This is a genomic window from Nonomuraea sp. NPDC049141 (genome assembly GCF_040648415.1).
Classification (GTDB): domain Bacteria; phylum Actinomycetota; class Actinomycetes; order Streptosporangiales; family Streptosporangiaceae; genus Nonomuraea.
Genome location: NZ_JBEZDR010000075.1, coordinates 1 through 4,878, shown reverse-complemented (window position 1 = coordinate 4,878; position 4,878 = coordinate 1). Strand labels below are relative to the sequence as shown.

The 4,878-nt window shown below is 70.2% G+C and carries 5 protein-coding genes; 3 read left to right on the top strand and 2 right to left on the bottom strand.

The features are described 5' to 3' along the window. Window positions 1-351: 351 nt before the first annotated feature. Window positions 352-1,008, bottom strand: a complete 657-nt coding sequence (locus tag AB0B91_RS64165; RefSeq protein WP_358342818.1) for a recombinase family protein — start codon at window positions 1,006-1,008, stop codon at window positions 352-354. A 173-nt stretch (window positions 1,009-1,181) separates the two neighbouring features. Further along, a complete protein-coding gene (locus AB0B91_RS64160; protein ID WP_358342816.1) occupies window positions 1,182-1,676 on the bottom strand; it encodes a helix-turn-helix domain-containing protein in 495 nt (164 codons plus the stop codon). A gap of 93 nt (window positions 1,677-1,769) precedes the next feature. On the opposite strand from AB0B91_RS64160, the gene AB0B91_RS64155 reads away from it, so the two are divergent. The 3 genes from AB0B91_RS64155 to AB0B91_RS64145 all read left to right on the top strand — a co-directional run bounded on the left by AB0B91_RS64155 (window position 1,770) and on the right by AB0B91_RS64145 (window position 4,769). Further along, window positions 1,770-3,179, top strand: a complete 1,410-nt coding sequence (locus tag AB0B91_RS64155; RefSeq protein ID WP_358342814.1) for an MFS transporter — start codon at window positions 1,770-1,772, stop codon at window positions 3,177-3,179. Then, complete coding sequence (locus AB0B91_RS64150) at window positions 3,176-3,709, top strand: GNAT family N-acetyltransferase (RefSeq protein WP_358342812.1); 534 nt, start codon at window positions 3,176-3,178, stop codon at window positions 3,707-3,709. Before AB0B91_RS64155 ends, AB0B91_RS64150 begins: the two co-directional genes overlap by 4 nt. A 424-nt stretch (window positions 3,710-4,133) precedes the next feature. Then, a complete protein-coding gene (locus AB0B91_RS64145) occupies window positions 4,134-4,769 on the top strand; it encodes an IS30 family transposase (protein ID WP_358342810.1) in 636 nt (211 codons plus the stop codon). Window positions 4,770-4,878 lie beyond the last annotated feature (109 nt).

Genomic DNA, 4,878 nt, shown 5'->3' with positions numbered 1-4,878 from the left:
CACTGGGGTGGCACAACCGACCGGGAAACCGGCGGAACATGAAGGCCCCAGGCCCTACCGCCAGGAGACGCCACCGCGCCAGCCCCCGACCCTACTCGATCTTGATCTGGTTGGCTAAAGGGTCCGGCTGAAGGTCGATTTCCTTGCTGTGGTCAGCGGGAGTCATCAACACTCTGCTGGTTCAGTCCGTCCTCAAGGACCCCGCTTGGCAGAAGCGACTGACGGACGCCGACAAGCGCGGCCATTCGCCCCTGTTCTGGTCCAACGCCAACCTGTACGGCACGATCGACATCGACATGGGCCGCTGCCTCGACCTCGGCCAGGCTGCCCGACCGATCCCCGCTCCCGCGATCAGGGCAATCGCGGGAGCGGCTGGTCGGACAGCAGATCGGCCAGCGCGGTCCGAACGGCAGCGCGGCTCACCCCGTACGTGCGTGCGAGTGCCGCGATCGAGGCGCCTTGGTCCTGAAACGCTGACCGCACCTCCTCGAGCCGGGCGCCGGTCAGCGCGGGCGGCCGGCCGCCATAGCGGCCTTCGGCTTCCGCCGCGGCGATCCCCTCGGCCGTCAGCTCGTTCTGCAGGTCGCGCTGAAACTGCCCGACGGCAGTGATCACGTTGATGAGCAGGGCAGTGGCCGCGTCGTTGGCGGCCAGGTCGTGGAAGTTCGACAACGGCCCGGACAGCACCCGCAGCACCACGCCGCGAGCCTGGAACCAGTCGCGGACGGCGTGGATGTCGACCAGGTCGCGGCACAGCCGGAACAGCTCCGACACCGTGAGAATGTCGCCGTGATGCGCGGCGGCGGCGACCCTGGCGAACGCGGGCCGCTCCAGCGCGGGAATCTTGGAGGTCGTCGCCGGGTCCTCGAACAGCCGCACCCCCGGAGCCGGGTGGAACCCCTCGGCCACACCCTCGGTCCGGACCAGCAGCCCGGCCTCGGTGAGGATGTGCCGCTGGCGCAGCAGGGACTGGGCCGCGGTGGACGAGCGGGAGTAGACGATCCGCACCGGCGCTGGTTGCCGAGGCGAAGGTGGACGCCCGCGCCTACAAGGCGCGGGAGTAGACGATCCGCACCAGTGCTCCTCGAGAAGGGACGGAAACCCCCTTCTACCTGATCCCGACAACCCTTGGTCGGTGCGGCAATACACCGGGCATGTCCGAGTGGGCCGGGGTGTGAGGGTCAGTCGTCCTGTGGCTTGCGCCGGCCGGGGTTGAGGCGGACGGCGAGGTTCTCCAGTTCGACCTTGTGGCCGGTGGTGCTGCGTAGCTCGACCTCGACGGGTGATTCGGTGCCGTGCTCGAGGTAGAGCAGCGGCGGATGCCCGTCCTGCAGGTATTTGTTGCCCCACTGCATCAGGCTCATCACGGCGGGCAGCAGGTCGCGGCCCATGTCGGTGAGCACGTACTCCTCGCGGGTGCGGCCGCCCTCGTCCCGATAGGGGCGCTTGGCCAGCAGTCCTGCCTCGGTGAGGTGCTTGAGCTGCCCGGCCGCGACCCGGTCGGTGAGGCCGGTGCGCCGGGCGAAGGCGCTGAAACGGGTGGTGCCGTAGTAGGCCTCGCGCAGGATCAGCAGCGACGACCGGGTCCCGACGACCTCCAGGGCCTTGACCAGTGAGCAGCCGTCGGTCTTCCATGCGCCGAGGTCCGCCAGTGGTCCCTCCATCACAGCAGCCATGGGGCCATGCTACCCGCCATGGCTTCACTTATGTATAGTCAGCACCTAGGCTGGCTATACATAAGGGTAGCCAGATGGATGAGAGGTCCCCCCATGCCCGAACCCACGTTCACGGCCCCGGCGCCGCCCCGGCATGCCCGGCCCGGCGCCGTCACCTTCGTGCTGTGCGCGGCCGCGTTCATGGCGATGCTCGACGTGTTCGTGGTCAATGTCGCCTTCACCGCCATCGGCGCCGCCTACCGAGGCTCGAGCCTGGCCGACCTCAGCTGGGTTCTGAACGGCTACACCATCGTGTACGCGGCGCTGCTGATCCCGGCCGGGCGGCTGGCCGACCGGCACGGCCGCAAGACCGCCTTCCTGACCGGCCTCGCCCTGTTCACCGCCGCCAGCGCGGCCTGCGCGGCGGCCCCGTCCCTGTGGTGGCTGGTGGCCTTCCGAGTGCTGCAGGCCGCCGGAGCCGCGGCACTCACCCCGGCCAGCCTCGGCCTGCTGCTCACCGTCCTGCCCGCCGAACGGCGCACCGGCGCGGTGAAGATCTGGGCCACCACAAGCTCCTTCGCCGCCGCGATCGGCCCGGTCGCAGGGGGAGCGCTGGTGCAGCTGTCCTGGCATTGGGTGTTCCTGATCAACGTGCCCATCGGGATCGCGGTGATCGCCGCCGCCTGGCGGCTGATCCCCGACACCGGCGTCGCCTCTCCGGTCCCGATGCCCGACCTGCTCGGCGTGGCAGTGCTGGCCGCGGCGGTCGGCGCCCTGTCGCTCGGCCTGGTCCAGGGCGGCGCGTGGGGCTGGACGGACGCTCTGACGATCGCGGCGCTGGCCGCCGCGGCCGCCGGGATCGGCGTGTTCGCCCGCCGAACCGCGCGGCACCCGGCCCCCGTCATCGACCCCGCTCTGCTGCGGGTGCCGTCCTTCGTGTGGGCCAACGCCACCGCCCTGGTGTTCTGCACGGCCTTCGGCGCCACCTTCCCCGCCATCGTGCTCTGGCTGGAGCACGCCGCCGGCTACAGCGCGATCCAGACCGGCCTGGCGATCCTGCCGGGGCCGCTCATGGTGCCGCTGTTCGCCGTCGTCGGGCAGCGCCTGGCCCGGCGCGTCCCGCTCGGCGCCCTGGTCGCCGCGGGCAACCTGCTGTTCTGCGCCGGCGCGCTACTGCTCGCCGCCGGAGCCTCCGCAGATGTCCGCTACACCACGCAGGTGCTGCCCGGCTGGATCGTCATCGGCGTCGGGATCGGGCTGGCCCTGCCCACCATGATCGCCGCCGCCACCGCGGGCCTGCCGCCCGCCCAGGCCGCCACCGGCAGCGGCGTGGTCAACACCAGCCGCCAACTCGGCTACGTCCTGGGCGTGGCGATCCTCGTCGCCGTCCTCGGCACCCTCGACCTCCCCGCTACGCACCTGCAGGAGACCTTCCGGCACGGCTGGTGGTTCATCGCCGGCACCGCCGCCCTCAGCGCCGCCACCGCCCTCGGCATCACCCCGCTCCGCAGGACCCGCCCGTGACCACCACGACCCTTCCCGCACACCGCACACCTGCTCTCACGATCCGCCCCTGCCGGCCCGCCGACATCCCCCTTGTCCGTGGGCTGTCAGACCACGCCTCGGCCACCAGCCTCTACCACCGCTTCTTCGTCGGCTCACCCCGCATCCCCACCGGCTACCTACGCTCCCTGCAGACCGTCGACCACTGGAACCGCGAGATCCTCCTGGCCATCCCCGACAGCGGCGATCACGCCGTCGCGATCGCCGAATACGTCCGCGACCACACCGACCCCCACACGGCCGAGATGGCCATGCTGATCGCCGACGCCTGGCTGCGACGCGGCCTGTCCCGACTGCTCATCGACGCCCTCGGCGAACTCGCCCACGCCCGCGGCATCACTCACTTCACCGCCGAAACCCTGCCCGACAACCAGGCCGCGCGGGCTGCGATCCTGCGGCACCGCCCCACCGCCCTGACCACCCACCGCGGTGACAGCCTCCTGTTCCACATGCCGGTCCTCGCCCAAGCTCCCCGCGAAGTGCCCCATTGAGACTCACCGAACGCACAGGCCATCCCTCATTCGGTTATGAGGCAGAAGGCCACGACAGCAAGCGGAGCCTCAACCCCAAGCAAAGACCTACCTTGGGGCTGGGGCCACCTTCGGGAGCGGAGGGCCGACCCCGAGCACGAAGAAAGGCCCGCCGCGCACCATCGCGCTTGGGTTCTAGTGATCGTTGCAACACCTGATCCATTCAGGAGCTGCAGTGTTCGAGATCCGACCAGATCGATCGCCGCAGGGCCGGAAGAAGCTGCATGCTGAGCGCAAAGCATATTTGGATCTTGTGGCTCAGGGAGTAGGTACTGCGGAGGCGTGTCGGATCGTCGGGATCAACCTGCGGACCGGTCACCGATGGCGGCACGGTCGAGCGAGTCAGGCCGGGCGGAAGGCGCTTCGACAGCCTCCCGCCCGGCCTGTGCCGTCCTCGGGCCGGTTCCTGACGGCCGATGACCGGATCACGATCGCCGATCTGATGCGGGAGGGCCAGTCGATCCGGTCGATCGCCGCTGAGCTGGGCCGCAGCCCGTCCACGATCAGCTGCGAGGTCAGACGCAACGCCCATCCCGTCTCAGGCGACTATCGGCCGCACGCCGCCCAGGCCCGTGCCGACGCACGGCGTCCGCGGCCCAAGACCGGCAAGATTGGGGTTAATCCAGAGTTGCGGGCGCTCGTCCAAGATCTGCTCGACCGCAAGCACAGCCCTGAGCAGATCAGCCGCCGGCTGCGCCGGGATCATCCCGACCGGAGCGAGCTGCACGTGACCCACGAGACGATCTACCAGGCCCTGTACGTCCAAGGCCGCGGCGAGCTGCGCCGCGAGCTCGCCAAGGCGCTGCGCACCGGCCGGACGGTCCGCAAACCCCGGCGTAAGGACGGCCAGCGCCAGCCCTGCTTCTCCCACCCCATGGTGATGATCAGCGACCGGCCCGCCGAGATCGCCGACCGCGCCGTTCCCGACCACTGGGAAGGTGACCTGGAGCGCCACGAGGCGCCATGTAACCGGGCGGAGGTGAAAGGACTCCGCCGCTGTGCTGTCGCAGCAGCGTTGTGAAGCTGGGGGCAGGCGTGCGACACGAGGTCGCAGTGCGCCGTGAAGCGCTGGAAATCGAAGGAGGTGGGAGACCTCCTCGCCGGGCTGTCGCAGCAGTTCGGTGGGAGCT